The organism is Dyadobacter sp. HNCC25DJ183 (assembly GCF_056895175.1).
On sequence record NZ_JBXHAP010000003.1, the window covers coordinates 620,542 to 641,836 of the forward strand.

Consider the following 21,295-nt stretch of genomic DNA (forward strand, 5'->3'; position numbering starts at 1 on the left):
CCAATGCTGCCGATCTGAATATAAATGTGAAAGTAAAAAGTTGAAATAAATTTATTGTCTTAAATATAGACAATAAGGTTCTTATTTTTCTAACTTTGAAAATCAATGTACTACAAGCGTATTGAATCCAAAAGTTTTACATAGTCAAACAGCTTATTTATGAAAAAATTCAACCTGTTTATTTTCCTTTTCAGCCTTTGCTGCGTCTACGAGGCCTCGGCACAAACCGCTGCGACTCCCGACTTCTTTGCGGGAAAATGGGAGATTGCAATCAATGGGACACCGAATGGTGATGTTAAATTTTTGACGGATCTGGTACGTAAAGACGGCAAACTGAACGGAGAGCTCATGAATGCAAATGATACCACTGCTGCCAAGCGGCCGATCACGAAAATCGAGGAAAGCGCAGACCGGATCGCCATTTATTTCGAGACAGCCGAAGTAGGGGAGCTATCGATCGATCTGGCTAAGGTTGACGATGACAATCTGAAAGGAATGGTCTACAATTTCGAAGCAACGGGCAAGCGGGTAAAGTAGTTAGTTTGTTTTTGAAGCGAGAGGGCAACCGTTTTGAACGGTTGCTTTTTTTTTGTGCTGGAGCAGTACGTATCTTTCTCCAACACTCATGCAAATACCTGAACATGAAAAGAATCCCTTACATGCTTTTGCTTGCTTCGCTGCTCCTCAACGTATATAGCGCCGCTGTTTGGGGATTTGCCTGCTACGCGCATTCAGGCGTTGCCGAGCGTAGCACATATTACCGTCAGTTTACAGCCGGATCTGATCCCCGGACTTTCTCCATTGCGGCTCTTGCCCTGACGCTGCTATCACTGATTGTATTTATTGCAGCTGTGAGGAAATTGCGCGGGTGGTACATTGCCGTGGTGATTGTTCAGGCGCTATTTGCATTGCTTAATGTTTGGCAGCTTTTTTGAGTTCGGTTGAAAAGAGTTCGCTAACTGGGAGAGATAGGCAGGAATGATATTACAAATTCATTGCGACATAGGCATGAACAACAAAAAAGCACTTAACGAAAGTTAAGTGCTTTGGAAATTTTAAGAGCCCCCAGTCGGGATCGAACCAACGACCTACTGATTACAAGTCAGTTGCTCTACCAGCTGAGCTATGGAGGCCTTTTTTATTTTATGATGTCGGTGTTTGTTCCGTTATCATGGTGCAAAAGTAGGCTTGTAGACTATATAAAGCAACTTTTTGCAATATTTTTTTCTAAACTTTTTTACTGTTTTTAGATAGCCTCCTGAATAATAGTAAGTTGATGTTTCAACTCATCCAGCTGACTTAGTGCCGCATTAATCTTTCTTTCAAAATCAGCTTTCAAGCGGTCAGAAGTTTTCGACTTCGCGAAGAACTCGATGTTATTCTGCCAAAGTGCGATGTCATTTTCAAGCTGGGTGATCTTGCGGCGGATATCACTTTCCTTGCGGTAAAGTGTCCGGCTGCTTTCTCCATCTCTTGCCAGTTCTACTTCGCTTTCAAGCACAGCCTGCTCTTTCTCTTTGTTAGAAAGCTGACCAATCGCGCCCACGTAAGTATTGATCGCAGCAATGTAGCGCTTCTGAATAGCCTGCATATCCTTTTTAGGTACAAAGCCAATGGAAGCCCACTCGCTCTTGAATGCATTCAGCAGGTTCAGCGAAGATTCGTCTTTGTCTTTGGCTGCGGCCTCAATGCGCTCGATCAGGTCAACTTTGCGTGACAGGTTGCCTTCGAATTCTTCTTCCACCACCTTGTTCTTGGCGCGTTTCTGATCAAAGTATGCGTCACACGCTTTTTTGAACCTGTCGTAAATCGTATCCTTATACTTCTCAGGAACCTGACCGATCGCCTTCCATTTCTTTTGAAGCTCGATCACTTTCTGAGTGGTGGCCGGGTTGTCTTCGCCAGTAGCAAGTAGCCCTTCGGCTTCTTCGCAAAGCTGGGTTTTCTGTTCCAGGTTCTGCTCTCTTTTCGATTCCAGCTGACGGAAAAACTCACCTTTGTTGTTAAAGAAAGTCTTCAACGCTGCCCAGAACTTCTTGCTCAGCTCTTTACCTTCTTCCCTCGGCATAATTCCTTTCAATGCAACCCATTGATCCTGGTAAGCCATGATCTCCTTGGTTTTTGCATTCCATTCTTTAATGCTGCCTGAGTTGTAGGTGGTGAATGGGACGATCGCTTCGTAGATGGCCTGTTTTTGCTCGTAATTTTCGTGCATCAACTTCTTCTGCTCGGCAAATTGTCCGCGCTGCGCATTATACAGTACGTCCAGTGCTTCTTTAAAGCGCTGCCACAGCTTTTCCTGCTCGTCTTTAGGTGCAGGTCCAAGGTGTTTGTACTCTTCAAAAATATGGTTGGCCTCGTTCAGGATCTCCTTGGTCATCGGCCGGTTTTCCAATGATTTTCCAAGTTCTTCTACCTTCTCGCAGAGTTCTGCTTTCAGATCTGCATTGCGGCGCCTGTCGAGTTCTTTTAATTCAAAATAAATATTTCTGTTGCTGAAATATCTGTCAATCAATGCATTGTAAGTTGCCCAGAGTGTTCCGTTATGCGGAGAAGCGATGTTACCGGCTGTTTTCCATTCCTCCTGGATCTTCTTAAATTCCTCCCAGCTGGATTTCAAACCTGTCGCGTCGGTTTCGCGGCCGCCTTCTTCGTCTAGTAAAAGGCGCAAACGCTGCAACAAGGCAGTTTTTACATTGAAATTCTTTTCTTTTTCTTTTTCCTGAGACTGGTAATACGAATTCTTCAAACCCTTGATCTCGCGGCTAAGCGAATCGATCTTCTGGGTGTCGGCGTCGTACTTATATTCGAAACCTTCTTCGCTTCCGTTTTCGGCGATATATGCCTGCAAAGCGGTTTCTCTTTCCTTCAATTTAATCTGATCAAGAACCGGGCGGATTTCCTTTGCAACAGCTTCTGCTTTTTTAAGTTGCGCAGGTTTGGCACCTTCGGTACGGATAGCTTCCAGTTCGTTCTCTAACAAGTTAACCAACTGTTCTTTCGATAGTTGGGTATAATCAACATCCGGCACCGCCTCCTCATGCTCTTCGGTTAACTCATTGTTAAGATCAATTTCAAGGGTGTCAATTGTTTTTGGTTCCAGGTCCTCTTGCTCGTCGCTCCTGACCCCTTCTTGTTGTTCTTGTGCCATCGTGATTCTTGTTTCGTAAGTACGTCTTCTCCGGATTACAAATCTAATAATCTTTCCCTTGAAATGGCTAATTTTGAGCTCCCAACATCACATATTAGTGCCAAATGGATCATAATATTGCCAAAATCCGTCACGATTATCATTTGCAAGGTCTGCGTGAGCACGATCTGAACCCTGACCCGCTGAAACAGTTCAGGTTATGGTTTGATGAAGCTTTAAAAGCCGGTGTTTCCGAGGCAAATGCAATGCTTTTAAGTACTGTATCAGCAGGCCGGCCTTCCTCCCGCGTGGTGCTCCTCAAAGACCTGGATGAAACAGGTTTCTCTTTCTTTACCAATTATGAAAGTAAAAAGGGTAGACAGATCGAAGAAAACAGTCACGTTGCGCTTACTTTTTTCTGGAAGGAGCTGGAACGTCAGGTGAGGGTAGAAGGCAGGGCAGCGAAGACGAGCGAGGCTGAATCAAACGAATACTTTTCCGTGCGTCCAAGAGGCAGTCAGATCGGCGCCTGGGTTTCGCATCAGAGTGAAACCATTCCGGACCGGGAGTTTCTGGAAGAAAAAATAAGGGAAACAGAAGCCCGCTTTGAAGGGATTGAAGTACCTCGCCCGCCGCATTGGGGCGGCTACCGCGTAGTGCCTGATTTTATCGAGTTCTGGCAAGGCCGGCCAAGCAGGCTGCACGACAGGCTGGCTTACACGAAAGAAGAAAGTGGAGTTTGGAAGATTGAAAGGCTGTCGCCGTGAAGGAATTGTCAGTCCAGCCAAAATTTACCAACCTGTAAAAAGCTTGTCACCCTGAGCGCAGTCGAAGGGGCGTGGTGCACGCCCCTTCGACCGCCCGGCGGCCCGGTCCGCTCAGGGTGACAAAACCTGAGAAAACTTTCTTATATCATTACTACCTCTCGCTCATCGCTACGAAGTCTCTTTTGGGAGCTCCTACGTAGACTTGGCGTGGGCGGCCGATTGGCTCTTTGTTGGTACGCATTTCTTTCCATTGCGCGATCCAGCCCGGCAGGCGGCCGATGGCGAACATTACCGTGAACATATTGGTTGGGATACCCAATGCGCGGTAGATAATTCCTGAGTAAAAATCGACGTTTGGATAAAGCTTGCGTTGTACAAAGTATTCGTCTTCCAATGCCGCTTTTTCCAGTTTCTGAGCGATTTCAAGGACAGGATCGTTGATACCTAATTTACTTAACACATCGTCGGCGGCTTTCTTGATAATGCGGGCACGCGGGTCGAAGTTTTTGTAAACGCGGTGACCGAAGCCAAACAAACGGAAACCGCTCGTTTTGTCTTTAGCCATATCAATGTATTTCTGCGTGTCGCCACCGTCATTTTTGATAGCTTCCAGCATTTCAATCACTTCCTGGTTAGCGCCTCCGTGAAGCGGACCCCACAATGCGCTGATACCGGCAGAGATAGATGAGTAAATGTTTGCGTGAGATGATCCTACCAGCCTTACAGTCGATGTCGAGCAGTTCTGCTCGTGATCTGCGTGCAGGATTAGCAGCTTGTTCAATGCAGCCGAAACAACCGGGTCCACATTGTACTTCGCTACTGGCAGCGAAAACATCATATTCAGGAAGTTGGAGCAATAATCAAGATCGTTCTGCGGGTAGTTAACAGGGTGTCCCTGTGATTTTTTGTATGACCAGGTTGCAATTGTCGGCAGCTTGGAAAGCAGGCGGATAATATGCAGCTGTGTTACTTCCTCGCCGCTCTGATCCGCGTCGGGATAGAAGGAGCTCATTGCGCTAACCAGCGAAGAAAGTACGCCCATCGGGTGTGCATTCACCGGGAAACCTTCAAAAATCTTGCGCATATCCTCGTTAACAAGCGTATGCGTTCTGATCTCATGCTCAAAGTCTGCGAATTGTTTTTCAGTAGGAAGTTCACCGTAGATAAGCAGGTAAGCTACTTCCAGGAACGAAGCCTTTTCAGCCAGGTCCTCAATCGAATATCCTCTGTAATTCAGTATACCTTCTTCACCATCCAAAAACGTAATGGCACTTTTTGTAGCACCGGTGTTTTTATAGCCGGCGTCAATAGTAATATACCCTGTCTGGTCACGTAGTTTCGCAATATCAATCGCCTTTTCCTGCTCACTTCCTTCAATTACCGGGAACTCATACTTCTTACCATCAAGGGTTAATTCAGCTATTTGGGACATATAATTAAGAATAAAATTAAAAAGGTTAATGACGAGATAGGTCCGGATCAGGTCAATTTATTCCAAAGATTTTGCTTGATACTGATTTACTTATCCGACAAATTAATTTTGTGTTAAGCCTTCCGGAAACGGATGTTTACGTCCCCGGGACAAGCCGCAATATCCTAAAAAACCGCGTATTTTCTATTAATATCCATGTTTAATTTGTGAAAATTCAAGTGCTGAGCAATAATATTTTATAATAGATGGGAATAGTACCAATATTATATTGCCGCCACTTTAAGCTGCTTTCACAAGGTATTCACCGGCCTAAAACTCCTTCTTTTCAGCCTGGGCAATTCCGCCTGTGCCCGCTTCCGGCAAAGGCTTTGTTAACAAACGCTTTAACAGGTACCTGCTGAAAAGTCCTGTCAGGATAATGGGGAGCAAGTGGGTTCCGTAAATAAATGCCTTCCCTGTAATGCGGTAAGAAAAAGTGGAGAATGTCATATAAACGTAGACAAACCAGGCTATGCCAACTGCTTCAAGCGCCGCGTACAGCCACAATGCATTCCGGCGGTTTAAAAACCGGTAAGCCAGCTCGCATAAGACCAGTGAGATTCCGACCACAAGAAGTACAGTCAGCAATGCACGGGGGAAATTACGGATATAGGTGTGCTTGTAAACAAAAACGCCGATCCTTCCGATCAGGTTTGGATGCGCCAGCAGATAGGCGTCGGTAATGCTTAATACCAGCAGCAAAAGCAGGCTGCTTACTTTTCTGTTCATTGTAAATAGGACGTGGCTTAATGGGTTTTACTCTTACGCTTTGATTCTTTAAATTCCAGGTAGCGGCTCGTGATGAACTCTGTTTTACGGCTTTCATTCCAATCGTCGGGCAACCATGCAATGGGCAGTCCATCTTTTTCCATTTTCCTGAAAAAGGTCATCTGCCGCTTTGCAAAACGGTGGATCTCGATTTCCAGTTTCACCTTCATTTCCTCTAATCCAAGTTCCCCGGTAAGATATTGGGTAACATACTTGTATTCCAGACCATAATAGATCAGCTGGGAAGGGGAGAGGGTTTTAAGTAAATCCGCGACTTCTTCGATCAACCCATTGTTCAGTCGCTGGTACAGGCGGTTTGTAATGCGCTGCCTGCGTACCTCCACGGGCGGATTAAGACCGAAAATAATAGCATGCTCCGAAAGCGCACTTCTTTCAAATGAGACATTTTGCTGCGGGTTACTGATCAGGAACTCCGATATCTCGATCGCGCGGATCAGTCGCTTGCGTGTGGAAGTATCGGCGAGTTCGTGATAGCTGGTTTGGTAAGTATTGAACCTTTGAAGAAGATCCTCCTGCGGCATGTTTTCCAGCGTTTCCCGAAGTTGCTCGTTTACCGGAATGGCCGAGTAGGCGTGACCTTTCAGAAGCGCGTAAATGTAAAAGCCTGTGCCTCCGCAAACAACCGGAATGTGCCCCGCGTCATCTATCCGCTCAAATGCTTTACTGAAATCCTGTTGAAAATCATTCACATTGTACTGCGCGCCGGCTTCTGCGATATCGATCAGGTGATAGGGGATTTGCTGACCCTCAACCACATATTCGTCCAGGTCCTTACCGGTTCCGATATCCATATTCCGGTATACCTGTCGCGAATCAGCGCTGATGATCTCTCCCCCAAGCACACGCGCCACCTGCACAGCGAGCCGCGTTTTTCCCGAGGCAGTTGGCCCCAGTATTACCGGGAAAGGTGTTTCAATGTTCATCGATGTGCTGAATTGGAGTGGGAGTAATCGTTTTTACAAATTTAATACTGCCCATGTTCCGGATGTTAACCCGCGGTGAAGATTGGGAAGCCGACGGATTGCTTCTTTCCATTGAGACAGGATCGAGGCAAATCGTTTCAGGTGCAGTTCTGGATATTTCTTCAAAACCCAGCCTGGCGTAGCTTTTCCCGGCAGACCATTCCATATCTGCATACGTCATGATATCTCCCGGCATTTTGTCGCGGATAAAAGCCTGCAGCAGCTTATCCAGTCCGCCGACTACATTGGTATTCAGCAGACTCGCCGCGCGGATGAGCTCGTGCGAACGGAGCGGCTGCGTGTCTTTATTGAAAATCCGGGGATAGCTGAACGTAGCCACAGCAACCAGCAGCTCACCGGAACCGGCCGGCGTAAGCGCCTCGCTCAGCACCCTGAAATATCGAGCCGGCAGGAAGAGCCCGTACTTATATTTTGCCATTACTGCGCCATTTAAATGGTTTTGCTCCAAAAATGCATTCGCAGCTTCCTTGTCAATGCGCCTGGCCGCAGTGAGGCGCGCAGGTATCCGGTGTGCGCAGCCAAGAAGGGCAAGCAGGCGCGACTCCACAATCCTTCGTTTTCTGATCCAGAAATCTTCCCAGATGAACACGCAATTCCTGCCCAGCCCGCGCTCGGTTTCGACAAAGCGGATGCATTCAGACCAGTGTTCCTGTGCATTGGTATTTGTCCAGGTATCCAGATCAATAAGAACAATAGTAAGTGCCGATTGCTGGACGCTGCGGACATGCAGCACGTGGAAGTAACTTACCAGCAGCGGCTGCCGGTCGCATTGCATATCCATTGACAAAAGCCATTGAAAAAGCTGTTCGTGGAATGGAAATGCAGGTTTCAAGCAGAAGTGTTTTTCCGGGCAAGTTAGGTTTGATAACGGACAACAACAAAAAACGCGCCGTTTGGCGCGTTTTTCAAATGGAAACGGAACCTGTTATTTGCCTCCCAGTCCAAAAATAATACCCACGTTAACTCCGCCAAACTGCGAGGTCGATTCGAAATCGATATTGTCTACATTGCCTGTTGTTGAGCGCAGGTTTTTGTTGCCGAATACGAAGTGATAAATACCTTCGACCTGTATACCCAGGTTGCCAAATGCGAATACCAGACCGGCACGCGGCGCAGCACCAAAGTTGCTGTGTTTGGAAGATTCGATGATCGTGTTACCGTTGAATTTGGCGTCATACTTAGAGAAGTAAACACCCGCGTCACCACCGATATATGGTCTGATTACACCTTCTGCGAAGAAATAATCGAGTGTACCTGTTACCGGCATTAATGTACCTGTGCTGCTTAATGTTTGTCCTGCAATGGTGTAGTCGCTTCCGTCAGCGTAGATTTTTCCTGCCACACCGAATGCAAACTTGGGAGAAGTGAAAACGCGCAAGTTCACGCCGCCACCTGCTACTGTCTTGGAATCTTCCACATCGGATTTAGCAATACCTCCTTGTAATCCAAGTGAGAACTGGGCGTAGCTGGCTGTGCTTACCGCCACCATAAATGCCACAAACGCAAGGGAACGAGTTAGTGTCTTTTTCATGTCTGATCATGTGAATTGGTTGATAGCTACATTGCATCCAATATCAAACCATCATGAAATAGTTGAATTGTTTGTTAAATTTTATGGCTGTAATTCAGTGATTTGTGAATTTGTTTACATTCCATTGTGCTATTTAACAGCTTGTAAATTGTGCAAATTATTCCTCAAAATGTCGGGCAGCCTCCCAACCGATCAGTGCCTTTTTGCGCAGACTGCCCCAGCGATACTCCCCCAGAACTCCCTCTTTCCTGATCACGCGGTGACAGGGAATGAGGTAGGCAATGGGGTTGTCGCCTACTGCCGTTCCTACTGCTCTCACCGCATTCGGATTTCCGATGCTCCGGGCAATATGCTGGTAAGTAGTCAGAGCGCCCTGCGGGATAGTGAGCAGTGCCTCCCAAACTTTCAGCTGGAAATTGGTACCCTGCACGAGCAGCGGCAATTTGTCTGGTGATTTTTGCCCGGCCTGGAATATGCGGTGGATGTATTCAGCGGTAATTTGCTGGTCGGCCCGGATGTTGGCGTAATGCCATTTTTTCGCCAGTCGGATGAGCTGGTCTTCTTTATCGTCTGCATCCGTGAATGCCATCGCACAAATGCCGCGCTCGGTAACCGCGATGAAGCAGGTACCAAACGGTGTTTCGTGAATGCCGTAGCTGATATCGAGCCCCTTTCCCGAAGTCCTGAATTCCTGGGGTGTGACGGCTTCAATGGAAATGAAATGGTCGTAAACGCGACTCTGGCTCGACAAACCGGCCGCTTCGGCAAGCTCTGACAGGTTGGCAGTTTCGCGGATCTTTTCTTTCAGGTAACCGGCGGTGATGTATTGTAAAAACTTCTTGGGACTCACGCCGGCCCATTCCGAAAAGATCCTTTGAAAATGAAACTGACTAATACTTACTTCCTCGGCAACGTCGAAAAGCGAGGGCTGTTCCCTGGCATTGGCGACGATGAATTCAATCGCTTTCGCTATTTTATCGTAATGATAAGTTTGCTGTTCCATTTGGATGAATGATTTTGATATACAAATCTCGTGTGTATTTTTAGCCTGTTCAACCTGAAACTTGCTCAATTCCTCAACCAAACTCATCGACTGATGCTTTCAATTAAATGCTTCAAAATCACACTGCTACTTTCATTTGTTTGTTATTTCAATGCTTTTAGCCAGGATTTTAAATCAGACCTGAAAAAGCTGAATGCGCAGATTGAAAGTGATTACAAAAGCAAAAAGCTGACTGAAAACGAATACCGGAAACTAAAAGAAGAACAGGGTATCATCCAGATGACCATTGAGAAATCCAATGCAGACGGATACATGTCGCCTGATGAAAAGAATAAGATCCATTCGAAGATCATCCGTTCCCGGAAAAGGCTCGCAAAGTATAAGAACAACCGGGAAGTATATTAAAGTAAAAGAGCTCCGTTGTGGAGCTCTCTTGTTATCAGGTCAGTAGTCTTTCTTACTGGCTTTCTTCGCCTGTTTCTCTGCACGTTTCTCTTTCAGTGACTTTTCAGGCTCTTTCTTTGTGCTGCCCTTATCCAGATTTTTTCCTTTTGCCATGACTTTTGAATTGAGTTAGAGTTTTACAAATAACAGAAATAGTACCAGATTTTGTATCTCCCGAAATCGAATTTATTGCTCCTGCGTAATCCAGTCCATGATCCTGTTTGCCCGCATGCCGGTTTGTCCGGTACTCGGGCTTTTCCCTTCTCCGCGCAAATCCCGAACGATCAGATCTATAAGCGGCTGCTGTACGTGTTGCGGGTAGGGTATGTTGAATTTTTCAGTACGCTCGCCGGTTTCAACAATAATGTCGAATTTTTCGAAAAACGAGAAGGTAATGCGCCCTTTTGAACCGACAAGCTGCACTTTATCCTCGCGCTGTGCTTTATCGATGGTGTAACACCAGCTTCCCTTTCCAAGTATACCGGATTCAAATTCAAAGTTGGCAACTACAATATCATCCGCCTCGTACAAGCCGGCCTGATTCCGGGCAAAACCCCGGGCTGATTTAATCGGTCCCAATGCAAATTCCAGGAAATCAAACTGGTGAGAAGCCAGGTCGTGAAAATGGCCACCGCCTGAAACAGCAGGATCTACCCGCCAGCGCGGTTTGGGATTTGCTCCGGTTTCTTCTTCATAAGGCTGCCATTGCAGACAAATGTCGATGTACCGTATATCTCCGATCACTTTCTGGTCGATCAGCTCTTTTACTTTCAGGAAGTAATCCAGTGCGCGGCGGTAATAGGCTACGTAAACAGGCACGCCGGTCCTTTCGCTTTCTGCATTGATCCGGTCGCATTCAGCTGCATTCCTTCCCATTGGTTTTTCAATGTAAACCGGCTTTCCGGCCTGCATTGCTTTAAATGCAAGTGCTTCGTGGGCATCTGGCGGCGTAGCAATGTACACTGCATTCACTTCGGGATCGTTGATCAGCTCGTCGGCATCGGCATACCATTTCGGCATATTGTGCCTGGAAGCGTAATCGGCGGCGAGCTCGGCATTTCTGCGCATTACAGCTACCAGCTTAGAATTTTCCACTTTATTGAAAGCGGGGCCGCTTTTCACTTCGGTCACGTTGCCGCAGCCGATAATTCCCCAGTTAACTTGATCCATCAGAATAAAAGATTTGAACTAAACTATTCGCTTAATAATTATTCAGGAGGCTAAATCTACTTTTTAAAACTGTTTCAATAATCATGGAGACGCAAAGTCAACCCAATAACCCGCTGCACGGAAAAACGCTGGAAGCAATTCTGAACGAGCTTGTGGACTATTATGGGTGGGAACAAATGGGCTACCGCATTAATATCAACAGCTTTAATCACGAACCCAGCGTGAAATCAAGTCTGAAATTTTTACGGAAAACACCGTGGGCGAGAAAGAAAGTGGAAGATTTGTACATTGAAATGCTGGAAAGAAGATAGATTCAGCTTACACATGCTTTAACATAAAAGAACACCTAAGTGCATTGGTTATGCCATTTATAGATTATTATCAAATTTTGGGGGTCGACAAAACTGCCGACGACAAAGCGATCAAGAATGCTTACCGTAAGCTTGCACGAAAATACCATCCCGACCTCAACCCGAACGACAAGGAGGCTGAGAAGAAGTTTCAGCAGCTAAACGAAGCAAACGAAGTGCTCAGCGATCCTGAGAAGCGTAAGAAGTACGATCAGTACGGCGAAAACTGGCAGCACAGCGAGGAGTATGAACGTGCGCGCCAGTCGAGATCAGCCCGCGGCGGCCAGCAGGAGCAATGGTATGGCGGCGGCGGAGGTGATAATTTTTCCGATTTCTTCGAATCCATGTTCGGGTCGGGGAGCGGCTTTGGCGGAGGTCGGCAGGCACGGTTCCGCGGCCAGGATTACCAGGCAGAAGTAACGTTGACTTTGCAGCAGGCGTACGAAACGCATAAGCGAACATTGACCGTCAATGGCAGGAACATCAGGATTACCATTCCGGCCGGTATCGAAAACGGACAAACCATCAAGATTGCCGGTCACGGTGGCCCGGGCAGTAATGGTGGTCCGGCGGGCGATTTGTTTATCACTTTCCAGATTTTGAATGATGATAAGATCCGGCGGGCGGGGAAGGACCTGCACATCAAAGCCGACCTGGACCTGTATACTGCCGTGCTCGGCGGAGAGCTGATCCTGGAAACGCTGAGTGGAAAAGTGAAGCTGCCTGTGAAGCCTGAGACGCAGAATGGGAGTGTTGTCCGCCTGAAAGGAAAAGGCTTTCCCGTTTACAAGAAGGAAGGCGAGTTTGGAGATTTGTACGTGACTTTTGATGTGAAAATACCAACCAACCTGACTGAGCGCCAGCGTGAGTTGTTTTTGGAACTATCTAAATCCTAAATCCAAATGTTATGGAAAACGATCAATTGATAGCTGTTGACACTTTCTGTACCTATTATGAAGTGGAATACGCATTTGTCGAGTCGCTCCGGAACAGTGATCTGATCGAGCTGGTGGAGATAAACAGCAGCCGGTTTTTACACATTCCGCAGCTGCAGCGTATTGAACGGTTGATCCGCCTGCACCGTGATCTGGAAATCAATGTAGCGGGAATCGAGGCAATTGATAACCTGCTCGCCAGGGTGGATTATATGCACCGGGAAATTCTTTCGCTTAAAAACAGGCTGCGCTTCTACGAGCAGGACCTTTGACAATAATCATTTCTTTTAAGCTACTTTTGAATGTATTTGCATCGCGGGGCGCATTGTGCCCCGCTTTTATTCTTTATTATGAAATTTGACGATTACCATATCTCGCCCGAGATCAAGCAAAACCTGGAAGCCGCCGGGTTCAAACGTCCCACAGACATTCAGTTCAAGGCTATTCCGGCTATTTTGAAAGGCGAAGATGTACTGGCCATAGCGCAGACCGGCACGGGAAAAACGGCTGCATTTGCCATTCCTGTGATTGATTTGCTGGCGAGACAAAAATCCTCCGTTCGCTCGGAAGGTATCAAATGCGTGGTGATGGTACCGACGCGCGAGCTGGCTATTCAGATCACGGAAGTTTTTACCAAAATTGCGAAGTACACGAAAGTGAAGGTTTTCAGTGTTTTTGGCGGGGTAGAGCAGGGGCCGCAGATTGCGCAGCTTGAAAAAGGCATTGACATACTGGTATCTACACCGGGCAGGATGTTTGATCTGGCAAGTCAGGGGCACATTAAACTGAACAGGGTAGAGTTTCTAATACTCGATGAAGCCGATCACATGCTCGACCTTGGTTTTATCAAAGACATACAGGATCTGATCAAGTTGCTGCCGAAGAAGCGGCAAACATTGTTCTTTTCTGCTACGATCAATGAAACGATCAAGAAGCTGGCTTACTCGCTTGTACGCAATGCGATCAGGATCCAGATCTCGCCCAATAACCCAGTTGCGCGAAATATCAGCCATTCTGTGGCCTTTGTGGAAATGGACGATAAGCGCTTTTTTCTGGAAAGAACGATCAAGAATAACATTGACAGCAAGATCCTGGTATTTGTCCGCACCAAAGTGCGCGCGGAAAGAGTACATGCTGCATTGGAAAGAATGGAAGTGAAGAGTATAACTATTCACGGCGACAAGGAGCAGGCCGACCGTTTGAAGGCGATGAATGAGTTTAAATCCGGCGAAACCAAAGTGCTGATCGCTACGGACGTAAGTGCGCGCGGTATTGACATTCCGAATGTGGATTATGTGATCAACTATGATCTTCCGGAGCAGCCGGAAAACTATGTGCACAGGGTAGGGCGGACAGGACGCGGCACACAGAAGGGACTTGCAGTTTCATTTTGCAGCCCGGAAGAAAGGCCAATCCTCGATCAGATCCAGGAGTACCTCGATAAGCCAATTGACGTTTTAAAGATCAGTAATGAAGATTACTCAGCAACCCTCGATTTTACTTCCGACCAGGACAACGACCTGAAAGCGCTGATGAAGGAAGTAGAGGATTTTCACGGGCACAAGAAAAAGAAGAAGAAAAAATAAGCAGAGCAAACAAAAAAACGGCCGGTGCATTGAGCGCCGGCCGTTTTTTTTGAGGAGCAATGAAACACTACTCTTCGAATTTATCTGCCAGGATCTGGCCGCGGATTTCTCCGTAAATGTTTTCAGCAGTCGGGATGTTCACATACATCAAACCGACGATCAATGCAGTTTGCTGCTCGATGTTCAGCTTAACAGTTCCCTGTACCTGATTTCCGGCTGGATTTTGCGCCAGTGCGAATACCATCGGACCAGCTTCGTATGCCGGGTTCGCCATGTGAATGTTAACGGAGGTAGGGGTAATGTTCTGGTAAGTGATGTTGTATTTAAGGTCTCTCGTGGTTTTGTTGTATTCGAAAACCCCGGTTCCTTGTGCAGAGGAAGTAGCTTTCGGAACAGTCGGTGTACTATTTATGACAGCCGAGAATTTTACGATGTCATCCTTGTGAGGACCTTCCTCTTTGCAGGAAGACACAAAACCCAACATTAAAACCCCTGCGATCAATAGTAAAAAACGTTTCATTGGCTTTTTCATACAATTTAATTTAAAATTTAAACCCTTAAATATACATACAAACTGATACGCAGCAAAAATGATACCATTTGCCGGTCAGATATTCCAAAGATCGGTTTTTCTGATGTAAACGATCCTGTTGTTCCATATTACCCGGTTCCAGTGATCGACTGAACCGAGGATCGTCAGCTTGTGACCTTTGCCAACCCGCTCAATCACAGGGGCGGCCGAAGAAGGTTCATCGCGTAAAAACGTGTTTTCGTTGATGACAATGCAGGTTTGATAAAGCGACGGGATGTTGAGAATACCCAGCAAAACGAGCAGATAAACTATAATAGAAATTTTATGTATTTGTAGAATTGGTTCCCGCCTGCGCGTCTTGGTAACCATGATCACAACGATGTAAATGCCCAGAGTGAGCAGAAAAAGGGGGACATAATCGCCGTACCTGCGATAAAAGATGATGAAGTAGTTGTAGTCATCAAATTCATATCCGGCGAGATTCTGCTCTTCGGCCAGTTTATCCATTTTCTCGAACAATCTCCTGGACGGATTAGCGAGGGCCAGTTTGCTGAGGTAATAGAGGCAGTCGGTGTAATTATTGGTCTTTTCAGCGAGGAAAGCGAGCTTTAAGAGGAGGCTTTGATTATTTTTTTCTTCCGGATTGAAATTTTTTCGGTAGAGTAGCAGGGACTCGGGATACCTCCCCATAGCGAACAGAGAATCAGCAGTTTTTAGCTCCTTTTCATTCGCACAAAATGCCGGCTGTGAACCAAGAACAGCGGATATTATTAACCCAAAAAACAGGTTTTTCTTATATAAGGCTTGCATTATACTTTCAAGAATTCTACTTTTGCATCGCAATTACGGAAAAGGCCACGGCTAATCCAAGGTTGCAAAAAACAAGAAAAACAAGATTCCGTAGCTCAGCTGGTAGAGCAATACACTTTTAATGTATGGGTCCTGGGTTCGAATCCCAGCGGGATCACTTGAAGAAATAACAAAAAGCATCAAAAGCCTGCAAATCAACAGATTAGCAGGCTTTTTTCTTTCCCGGTTACCCCAAAATATTCAATTTTCCACAAACTTTTGGTGAGTAATTCGGTGAGTTCAAGGATCTGCAAATTTTACTCACCAGAATCGCTACAACTCTTTGTGTAACAACCTGTTTACCACGTAAACATCTTGTGCTGTAACGGCTTGCAAGACTACTTTTGTTCAACTTTTTAACCTGTAAAGGGTATGAAAACAAAGATCAGTCTGCTTTTCTATTTGAAGAAGCCGAAGAATTATCAAAAGGGACCTGTGCCGATTTACCTGCGGATTACGGTTGAAAGTAAAAGAGCAGAATTTACGACCGGGCGAGAATGTGAGCCCAGTCGATGGAACGCGGTAGCTGGACGAGTCACAGGCGCAAAGGAGGCCGTGAAATCTGTCAATGCATATCTGGGCAACTTAGAACAGCAACTACTCGACGCCCACGCCGCCCTAGTTCGTGACGGCGCATTGATCACAACGGAAACGATCAAAAACAAATTTCTAGGCGTCGGCCCAAAACAGCGGTTATTGATGGCGGTGATAGCTGACCATAACGAACGGATGAAGGCACTGGTCGGCCAGGAATATGCAATCGGTACATTCAATCGCTACAAGGTTTTAGAACGCCATACACTCGCATTCCTGAAAGTGACATTCAATACAAGCGATTTTGACATCAGCCGCATTGATTTCGCTTTCATCGCCGACTACGAATTCTATTTGCGCTCTGTCCGCAAGATGGGCAACAATGCCGTAGTGAAGCACATGAAGATGTTTCGCAAGATCGTCAACATTTGCCTGGGCAATGGTTGGATGAACCTTGATCCTTATTTGAACTTCAAGGGCAAGTACAAGAAGGTAGACAAGGCTATTCTCACAAGAACAGAATTGGACTTGATGGCAGGTAAGGAATTCGTAAGTGATCGTCTCGCACAGGTTCGCGACACTTTTCTCTTTTGTTGTTTCACCGGCCTGGCCTACTCTGATATCCAGAAGCTCGAAAAAAGCCAGATAGCACGAGGGATCGATGGTGAGCAGTGGATTTTCTGCCAGAGGACAAAAACGAATGTCAAATCACATATTCCGCTGTTGCCAGAAGCGGTTCAAATTATTGACAGATATAAAGATCATCCGCTTTGCGAATCGCGCGGGCTGGTGCTGCCTGTGCCAAGCAATCAGAAAATGAATGACTATCTGAAAGAGATTGCCGTAATCTGCGGGATTGCTAAGATTCTTACTTCACACGTTGCCAGGCATACATTCGCGACGACTGTGACGCTGCAAAATGGTGTGCCGATTGAAAGCGTTTCCAAGATGCTCGGTCATACCAACATTCGGACTACGCAGATTTATGCGAAAATTCTCGACACAAAGGTTAGTGAGGATATGCAGGCTTTGAAAGGGCGGCTTTCCAGACGCTCAGGCACGGAAGGTTAGCGCTGCACCTTCTCTCTCACGACCCCTCCTGTTTGTGAGAGGGGATCGCGAGAGAGAAGGTGAAACTAAATTACTATAATGAATCTTTATCGCTGTTCATCTAAATTTCAAGGAAGTGATTTGCAGACAACCTATTGAACAAACTCGCAATTCTTTAAAAGTAGTATTCTTTCCTCTTTGGTCGCAGATCTGGTCGCCAAAATAAACTCTGCCAACCGATGTTGGTCTACATTTATGGAATCCAGTTTTATATTGATCTCCTGAGCGCCAAGTGATTCACTGAATTTGACTAAGCTTTTGTAAATATCTCCCTTCTCTTTTGAAGGTTTAAAATCTTCACTAATAATTAGGCAAATAAACTTCACTCCGCTTATCTCTATGGGATAAGCATCAAGAATAAGCTCCCAATTGATAAAGCTATCGTGGGTTGATCTATCATGAATTCCATGTTCATTAAAAACGATTGCTGGTCTTCGGTCAAATAGTTGATAAATCCCGATAGGCAGTCCGAGTCCAAAGAAACTGATCGTTAGCCACCCAATCCACGGTGCAATGTCTTCCGACGTTAATTCCCAGACACCTAATGCGACAAATAACGAAGAAAGCAACAAGTACTTCACAATTTGGGTGCGGGACCTTTTTAGTGTGACCTCCATACATTTTGTATTTGAATCTTTGCGTATTTAATCCATGCAAGGATAGGAATACTAAATTGAGAAAAGTCATATCAAGCAGCAAATAGCGGCAAAAATTCTATATCCGGGCTGCGATTGTAACTATGCCAGCACTGTCGTCCTATGAACGCCCTTTCCCCAAGGATAAGAGACGTGACGCTGCATTCCGGCCAAAATGAGATAACATGGCGGACTTTATACAACTTTCCAATCTACAAGATTTTTTCGATAGGCAGTGATAGAAATATAATTTTTCCCTTTTGCCCTTCACCAGCACAAAGATGTTTCGAAAAAAGCATTTGACTCTTACCCGCAATCGGCCAGATGTACAATTGTCATACAATTGAATCTGGCCGCCCAAACGCTCCGAAGTCGCTGGCGGAAGAGTTTTATAAAAGTTCCTATCTTTGAATCAATTGCAAGCCACCCACCACAATTTGGTGAGTAACAAGGTGAGTACCAGATTTGACAGGACATAAGAACTTGATAAACAACTTGTTATATCAAAAAAAATAATCCCAGCGGGATCACAGAAAGCGCCTCCAAAGGGCGCTTTTTTCGTTTCTTGAGTGTACACTTTTAGTGTAAGAGTCCTGGGTTCGAGAGGTAATAACAGCAAAAACAATATTCCGTAGCTCAGCTGGTAGAGCAATACACTTTTAATGTATGGATCCTGGCCGGGCGGCCGGTGCCGTTCGAATCCCAGCGGGATCACTTGAAGAAGTAACAAAAAGCATCAAAAGCCTGCAAATCAAACGATTGCAGGCTTTTTTGTTTGCCGCAACTATACCAAAACGTTCAAATATTCTCAAAGTTTTGGTGAGTAATTCGGTGAGTCAATCAGCCTGCAAAGTTTACTCACCAAAAATCGCGTAATTAACTGAAAGACAACATGTCCACGCGATGGACATCTTGCGCTGACTAGGCTTGCAAGACTACATTTGTTTAACCTTTAAACCAGAGAATGGTTATGAAAACAAAGCTGAGTCTGCTTTTCTATTTGAAGAAGCCGAGAAATTATCAAGATGGGCCAGTGCCCATTTATTTAAGAGTTACCGTCGAAAGCAAGAGGTCAGAGATCGCGACCGGTCGGGATTGTGAGCCTAAAACGTGGAATGCTGCGGCTGGACGCATGCTTGGCAACAAAGAAGTTGTCAAATCTTTGAATGCCTATTTAGGCAACCTCGAACAACAATTCCTCGATGCTCATGCCTCCCTGATTCGACAAGGGGATCTTGCCACGGCTGAAAGTATTAAAAACAAGATTCTAGGAATTGGTCCGAAACAGAGAATGCTCATGTCAATTATAATCGAGCACAATCGAAGGTTGCATTCATTGATATGCCAGGAATACGCAATAGGCACATTCAAAAGGTACGAGGTAATGCGACGCCACACGGAAAACTTCTTAAAGGCTAATTACAATGTTACAGACTTCGATATCAGTCGTATTGATTTCGCGTTCGTTGCGGACTATGAATTTTATCTCCGTTCTATTCGTAAGATGGGAAACAATGCTGTGGTGAAGCATATGAAGATGTTTCGCAAAATCGTGAATATCTGTCTTGGAAATGGCTGGATAAATCTTGACCCATACTTAAACTTCAAAGGAAAATTTAAAAAAGTTGATAAGGCCATTCTCACGAAGGAGGAACTAGATACGATCGCCGGAAAGGAATTCGCGAGCGATCGGCTTACCCAGGTTAGGGATACTTTCCTGTTCTGCTGTTACACCGGTCTCGCATATTCAGACATCCAGAGTCTGGAAAGAAGCGACATTTCGAGAGGGATTGATGGTGAGCAATGGATCTTTACGCAGCGTACAAAAACGAATGTAAAATCTCACATTCCTCTCCTTCCTGAGGCTCTGGAGATAATTAGCCGCTATAAAGATGATCCTGTTTGCCAGTCCCGTGGGCTAGTTCTGCCTGTTCCGAGCAATCAGAAAATGAACGATTATCTAAAAGAGATAGCGATTGTTTGCGGTATTGACAAGGTTCTAACCTCCCATGTGGCCAGGCATACATTCGCCACCACCATTACCTTGCAAAACGGGGTTCCGATAGAAAGTGTTTCCAAGATGTTGGGACATACGAACATCCGTACGACACAGATTTATGCTAAAATCCTGGATTTGAAGGTAAGTGAAGATATGCAAGCCTTGAGAGGTCGCTTAGCGACGAAAACCGGCACAGGCAATTAGAAGAGTTAGGAAAAAAACAGAAAAGCCGCCAGTCAGATTTGGCGGCTTTCCTTATGTTGAGAGATAGCGCTTTAGGAAAAACTAGATGCCTGAAAGACACCAAAAAGCAATGTTTGGACAAATAAAACTCGGCAAAAGCGCAGCTAAATAAGTGGCCCCATTCTTTGAGCCTGCCGAAAAGATAGCCAAAAGCTTACGGCATAATGACGGCGTTTCACTGTATTAGATTTTGGAACATCAGCCGTCAGCCTTCGGACTATGCGTCCCGGACTGCGCGTCGCGGACTACGCGTCCCGGCACTTATTCCGTTTCCTTTTGGCTATGTGAGGGCCACTGTTAGAAGGGCTTTCTTTTTTCTCGTTTTTTCTTTGTCAAACATTCGTTTAAAGGGAGCGAGAGGAAGAAGAAAGAAAATCATTTCTAACTTCTAACAGCTACGATCATAGCTCACAACATCAATTTCGACGAAAACACAGGCAAAGACAGTTTTTTCTCAGTGAAAGAAAAAGCCTGGCGTGGATTAGGACAGATTGTCGATCAGTACCCTAATAGCAAAGACGCAATCGAATACGCGGGATTAAATTGCCAAGTTGAAAAGGCAGATTTATCCGCTATTATTAAAGGAAATGTAAGTCAATCAGAGCTAGGATTTATCCCCGTGCCTGGACACTACGCCACAATGAGAACAGATAACAATGCGGTTTTGAGAGTGGTGGGCAAAGATTATCAAATTGTACAGAATCGGGATGCATTTACATTTTTCGACAGCATTGTTGGCAATGACGGAATTCTTTATGAAACCGCCGGAGCGCTGGGCAAGGGTGAGCGCATATTCATAACAGCCAAATTGCCCGGATACATCGAGGTTGGTAACGACGATCTCATAGAGAAGTATCTATTCCTGACCACCTCGCACGATGGTAGTGGAAGTATCACGGCTGCATTTACTCCAATCAGGATTGTTTGCGCTAACACACTAAACGCAGCTATGAAAAACATGACCAACGTGGTGAAAATCCGTCATACCAGCAACGTTAGGGAAAGGCTCAGAACGGCTCCTAAGGTCATGGGAATTGCAAACAAGTTCTCTGAGGAAGTAGGTTGCATTTTTAATGATTGGGCAAAAAAACCAATTACGGACCCTCAATTGAAAAAACTCATTGAAATTGCAATGGCACCTAACAAGGAAGTGCTAGGCAATCTCAGGAACGGCAAAGTCAACGCACTTTCAACTCAATTCGTCAACATTGTTGAAGATGTCTATGAGTAGCCC

At 45.7% G+C, this 21,295-nt stretch carries 22 protein-coding genes and 3 tRNA genes; 13 read left to right on the plus strand and 12 right to left on the minus strand.

Annotated features, from left to right (window positions below; genetic code table 11):
* The first annotated feature begins 159 nt into the window (after window positions 1-159).
* On the plus strand, window positions 160-537 hold the full coding sequence (locus AC1XTG_RS10105) for a hypothetical protein (RefSeq protein WP_484841883.1): 378 nt from the start codon (window positions 160-162) through the stop codon (window positions 535-537).
* Window positions 538-641: 104 nt separating this feature from the next.
* Window positions 642-935: a hypothetical protein gene (locus tag AC1XTG_RS10110; RefSeq protein ID WP_484841884.1), complete on the plus strand. Its 294-nt coding sequence runs from the start codon at window positions 642-644 to the stop codon at window positions 933-935.
* Window positions 936-1,060: 125 nt separating this feature from the next.
* On the opposite strand, the gene AC1XTG_RS10115 is transcribed toward AC1XTG_RS10110, so the two are convergent.
* Both AC1XTG_RS10115 and AC1XTG_RS10120 read right to left on the minus strand, forming a co-directional pair.
* Window positions 1,061-1,133, minus strand: a tRNA-Thr gene (locus AC1XTG_RS10115).
* A gap of 113 nt (window positions 1,134-1,246) precedes the next feature.
* Window positions 1,247-3,151, minus strand: a complete 1,905-nt coding sequence (locus tag AC1XTG_RS10120; protein ID WP_484841885.1) for a DUF349 domain-containing protein — start codon at window positions 3,149-3,151, stop codon at window positions 1,247-1,249.
* Window positions 3,152-3,255: 104 nt separating this feature from the next.
* Here AC1XTG_RS10120 and pdxH point away from each other — a divergent pair, with 104 nt between their 5' ends.
* A complete protein-coding gene (gene pdxH, locus AC1XTG_RS10125; RefSeq protein WP_484841886.1) occupies window positions 3,256-3,897 on the plus strand; it encodes a pyridoxamine 5'-phosphate oxidase in 642 nt (213 codons plus the stop codon).
* Between the two features lie 151 nt (window positions 3,898-4,048).
* Here the strand turns inward: pdxH and AC1XTG_RS10130 are convergent, their stop codons facing one another.
* From AC1XTG_RS10130 to AC1XTG_RS10155, 6 genes are all read right to left on the minus strand, one after another.
* Window positions 4,049-5,329, minus strand: a complete 1,281-nt coding sequence (locus AC1XTG_RS10130; RefSeq protein ID WP_056288858.1) for a citrate synthase — start codon at window positions 5,327-5,329, stop codon at window positions 4,049-4,051.
* Window positions 5,330-5,638: 309 nt separating this feature from the next.
* Window positions 5,639-6,097 carry a hypothetical protein gene (locus AC1XTG_RS10135; RefSeq protein WP_484841887.1) on the minus strand — a complete coding sequence of 153 codons (459 nt, stop codon included), beginning with the start codon at window positions 6,095-6,097 and terminating at the stop codon, window positions 5,639-5,641.
* Between the two features lie 17 nt (window positions 6,098-6,114).
* Entirely contained in the window at window positions 6,115-7,080 is a 966-nt protein-coding gene (gene miaA / locus AC1XTG_RS10140; RefSeq protein ID WP_484841888.1) for a tRNA (adenosine(37)-N6)-dimethylallyltransferase MiaA, read from the minus strand.
* Entirely contained in the window at window positions 7,070-7,972 is a 903-nt protein-coding gene (locus AC1XTG_RS10145; RefSeq protein WP_484841889.1) for a hypothetical protein, read from the minus strand. The genes miaA and AC1XTG_RS10145 overlap by 11 nt, the downstream gene beginning before the upstream one ends.
* Before the next feature lie 93 nt (window positions 7,973-8,065).
* The gene (locus AC1XTG_RS10150) at window positions 8,066-8,671 is read right to left on the minus strand and encodes a hypothetical protein (RefSeq protein WP_484841890.1); all 606 of its coding nucleotides are present in this window, start codon (window positions 8,669-8,671) and stop codon (window positions 8,066-8,068) included.
* Between the two features lie 157 nt (window positions 8,672-8,828).
* Window positions 8,829-9,674, minus strand: a complete 846-nt coding sequence (locus tag AC1XTG_RS10155; RefSeq protein ID WP_484841891.1) for a methylated-DNA--[protein]-cysteine S-methyltransferase — start codon at window positions 9,672-9,674, stop codon at window positions 8,829-8,831.
* Window positions 9,675-9,767: 93 nt separating this feature from the next.
* Here AC1XTG_RS10155 and AC1XTG_RS10160 point away from each other — a divergent pair, with 93 nt between their 5' ends.
* Entirely contained in the window at window positions 9,768-10,079 is a 312-nt protein-coding gene (locus tag AC1XTG_RS10160) for a hypothetical protein (protein WP_056288846.1), read from the plus strand.
* A gap of 225 nt (window positions 10,080-10,304) precedes the next feature.
* On the opposite strand, the gene AC1XTG_RS10165 is transcribed toward AC1XTG_RS10160, so the two are convergent.
* Window positions 10,305-11,288 (minus strand): Gfo/Idh/MocA family protein, encoded by a 984-nt coding sequence (locus AC1XTG_RS10165; protein ID WP_484841892.1) that lies wholly within the window; start codon window positions 11,286-11,288, stop codon window positions 10,305-10,307.
* A gap of 83 nt (window positions 11,289-11,371) precedes the next feature.
* On the opposite strand from AC1XTG_RS10165, the gene AC1XTG_RS10170 reads away from it, so the two are divergent.
* The 4 genes from AC1XTG_RS10170 to AC1XTG_RS10185 all read left to right on the plus strand — a co-directional run bounded on the left by AC1XTG_RS10170 (window position 11,372) and on the right by AC1XTG_RS10185 (window position 14,159).
* On the plus strand, window positions 11,372-11,599 hold the full coding sequence (locus AC1XTG_RS10170) for a VF530 family protein (protein WP_484841893.1): 228 nt from the start codon (window positions 11,372-11,374) through the stop codon (window positions 11,597-11,599).
* Between the two features lie 50 nt (window positions 11,600-11,649).
* Window positions 11,650-12,534: a DnaJ C-terminal domain-containing protein gene (locus AC1XTG_RS10175; RefSeq protein WP_056288838.1), complete on the plus strand. Its 885-nt coding sequence runs from the start codon at window positions 11,650-11,652 to the stop codon at window positions 12,532-12,534.
* Between the two features lie 11 nt (window positions 12,535-12,545).
* Window positions 12,546-12,845 carry a chaperone modulator CbpM gene (locus AC1XTG_RS10180; protein WP_484841894.1) on the plus strand — a complete coding sequence of 100 codons (300 nt, stop codon included), beginning with the start codon at window positions 12,546-12,548 and terminating at the stop codon, window positions 12,843-12,845.
* 78 nt (window positions 12,846-12,923) lie between these two features.
* On the plus strand, window positions 12,924-14,159 hold the full coding sequence (locus AC1XTG_RS10185; RefSeq protein WP_484841895.1) for a DEAD/DEAH box helicase: 1,236 nt from the start codon (window positions 12,924-12,926) through the stop codon (window positions 14,157-14,159).
* A gap of 67 nt (window positions 14,160-14,226) precedes the next feature.
* On the opposite strand, the gene AC1XTG_RS10190 is transcribed toward AC1XTG_RS10185, so the two are convergent.
* Window positions 14,227-14,691, minus strand: a complete 465-nt coding sequence (locus AC1XTG_RS10190) for a CHRD domain-containing protein (RefSeq protein WP_484841896.1) — start codon at window positions 14,689-14,691, stop codon at window positions 14,227-14,229.
* 75 nt (window positions 14,692-14,766) lie between these two features.
* Window positions 14,767-15,501 (minus strand): SH3 domain-containing protein, encoded by a 735-nt coding sequence (locus tag AC1XTG_RS10195; protein WP_484841897.1) that lies wholly within the window; start codon window positions 15,499-15,501, stop codon window positions 14,767-14,769.
* Between the two features lie 84 nt (window positions 15,502-15,585).
* On the opposite strand from AC1XTG_RS10195, the gene AC1XTG_RS10200 reads away from it, so the two are divergent.
* Window positions 15,586-15,658, plus strand: a tRNA-Lys gene (locus AC1XTG_RS10200).
* Window positions 15,659-15,912: 254 nt separating this feature from the next.
* A complete protein-coding gene (locus AC1XTG_RS10205; protein ID WP_484841898.1) occupies window positions 15,913-17,145 on the plus strand; it encodes a site-specific integrase in 1,233 nt (410 codons plus the stop codon).
* A 131-nt stretch (window positions 17,146-17,276) separates the two neighbouring features.
* Here AC1XTG_RS10205 and AC1XTG_RS10210 read toward each other — a convergent pair whose 3' ends face one another.
* The gene (locus AC1XTG_RS10210) at window positions 17,277-17,801 is read right to left on the minus strand and encodes an STM3941 family protein (protein ID WP_484841899.1); all 525 of its coding nucleotides are present in this window, start codon (window positions 17,799-17,801) and stop codon (window positions 17,277-17,279) included.
* A 644-nt stretch (window positions 17,802-18,445) separates the two neighbouring features.
* Between AC1XTG_RS10210 and AC1XTG_RS10215 the strand changes: the two genes are divergently transcribed.
* From AC1XTG_RS10215 to AC1XTG_RS10225, 3 genes are all read left to right on the plus strand, one after another.
* A tRNA-Lys gene (locus AC1XTG_RS10215) sits at window positions 18,446-18,533 on the plus strand.
* A gap of 256 nt (window positions 18,534-18,789) precedes the next feature.
* Window positions 18,790-20,022 (plus strand): site-specific integrase, encoded by a 1,233-nt coding sequence (locus tag AC1XTG_RS10220; RefSeq protein ID WP_484841900.1) that lies wholly within the window; start codon window positions 18,790-18,792, stop codon window positions 20,020-20,022.
* Between the two features lie 496 nt (window positions 20,023-20,518).
* Window positions 20,519-21,292 carry a DUF932 domain-containing protein gene (locus AC1XTG_RS10225; protein WP_484841901.1) on the plus strand — a complete coding sequence of 258 codons (774 nt, stop codon included), beginning with the start codon at window positions 20,519-20,521 and terminating at the stop codon, window positions 21,290-21,292.
* The last annotated feature ends 3 nt before the right edge of the window (window positions 21,293-21,295 follow it).

Excerpts from the sequence above, each read along its gene's own strand:
- AC1XTG_RS10105 (WP_484841883.1), top strand. The coding sequence starts at position 160 with ATGAAAAAATTCAACCTGTTTATTTTCCTTTTCAGCCTTTGCTGCGTC.
- AC1XTG_RS10110 (WP_484841884.1), top strand. The coding sequence starts at position 642 with ATGAAAAGAATCCCTTACATGCTTTTGCTTGCTTCGCTGCTCCTCAAC.
- AC1XTG_RS10120 (WP_484841885.1), bottom strand. The coding sequence starts at position 3,151 with ATGGCACAAGAACAACAAGAAGGGGTCAGGAGCGACGAGCAAGAGGAC.
- pdxH (WP_484841886.1), top strand. The coding sequence starts at position 3,256 with ATGGATCATAATATTGCCAAAATCCGTCACGATTATCATTTGCAAGGT.
- AC1XTG_RS10130 (WP_056288858.1), bottom strand. The coding sequence starts at position 5,329 with ATGTCCCAAATAGCTGAATTAACCCTTGATGGTAAGAAGTATGAGTTC.
- AC1XTG_RS10135 (WP_484841887.1), bottom strand. The coding sequence starts at position 6,097 with ATGAACAGAAAAGTAAGCAGCCTGCTTTTGCTGCTGGTATTAAGCATT.
- miaA (WP_484841888.1), bottom strand. The coding sequence starts at position 7,080 with ATGAACATTGAAACACCTTTCCCGGTAATACTGGGGCCAACTGCCTCG.
- AC1XTG_RS10150 (WP_484841890.1), bottom strand. The coding sequence starts at position 8,671 with ATGAAAAAGACACTAACTCGTTCCCTTGCGTTTGTGGCATTTATGGTG.
- AC1XTG_RS10155 (WP_484841891.1), bottom strand. The coding sequence starts at position 9,674 with ATGGAACAGCAAACTTATCATTACGATAAAATAGCGAAAGCGATTGAA.
- AC1XTG_RS10160 (WP_056288846.1), top strand. The coding sequence starts at position 9,768 with ATGCTTTCAATTAAATGCTTCAAAATCACACTGCTACTTTCATTTGTT.
- AC1XTG_RS10165 (WP_484841892.1), bottom strand. The coding sequence starts at position 11,288 with ATGGATCAAGTTAACTGGGGAATTATCGGCTGCGGCAACGTGACCGAA.
- AC1XTG_RS10170 (WP_484841893.1), top strand. The coding sequence starts at position 11,372 with ATGGAGACGCAAAGTCAACCCAATAACCCGCTGCACGGAAAAACGCTG.
- AC1XTG_RS10175 (WP_056288838.1), top strand. The coding sequence starts at position 11,650 with ATGCCATTTATAGATTATTATCAAATTTTGGGGGTCGACAAAACTGCC.
- AC1XTG_RS10180 (WP_484841894.1), top strand. The coding sequence starts at position 12,546 with ATGGAAAACGATCAATTGATAGCTGTTGACACTTTCTGTACCTATTAT.
- AC1XTG_RS10185 (WP_484841895.1), top strand. The coding sequence starts at position 12,924 with ATGAAATTTGACGATTACCATATCTCGCCCGAGATCAAGCAAAACCTG.
- AC1XTG_RS10190 (WP_484841896.1), bottom strand. The coding sequence starts at position 14,691 with ATGAAAAAGCCAATGAAACGTTTTTTACTATTGATCGCAGGGGTTTTA.
- AC1XTG_RS10195 (WP_484841897.1), bottom strand. The coding sequence starts at position 15,501 with ATGCAAGCCTTATATAAGAAAAACCTGTTTTTTGGGTTAATAATATCC.
- AC1XTG_RS10205 (WP_484841898.1), top strand. The coding sequence starts at position 15,913 with ATGAAAACAAAGATCAGTCTGCTTTTCTATTTGAAGAAGCCGAAGAAT.
- AC1XTG_RS10210 (WP_484841899.1), bottom strand. The coding sequence starts at position 17,801 with ATGGAGGTCACACTAAAAAGGTCCCGCACCCAAATTGTGAAGTACTTG.
- AC1XTG_RS10220 (WP_484841900.1), top strand. The coding sequence starts at position 18,790 with ATGAAAACAAAGCTGAGTCTGCTTTTCTATTTGAAGAAGCCGAGAAAT.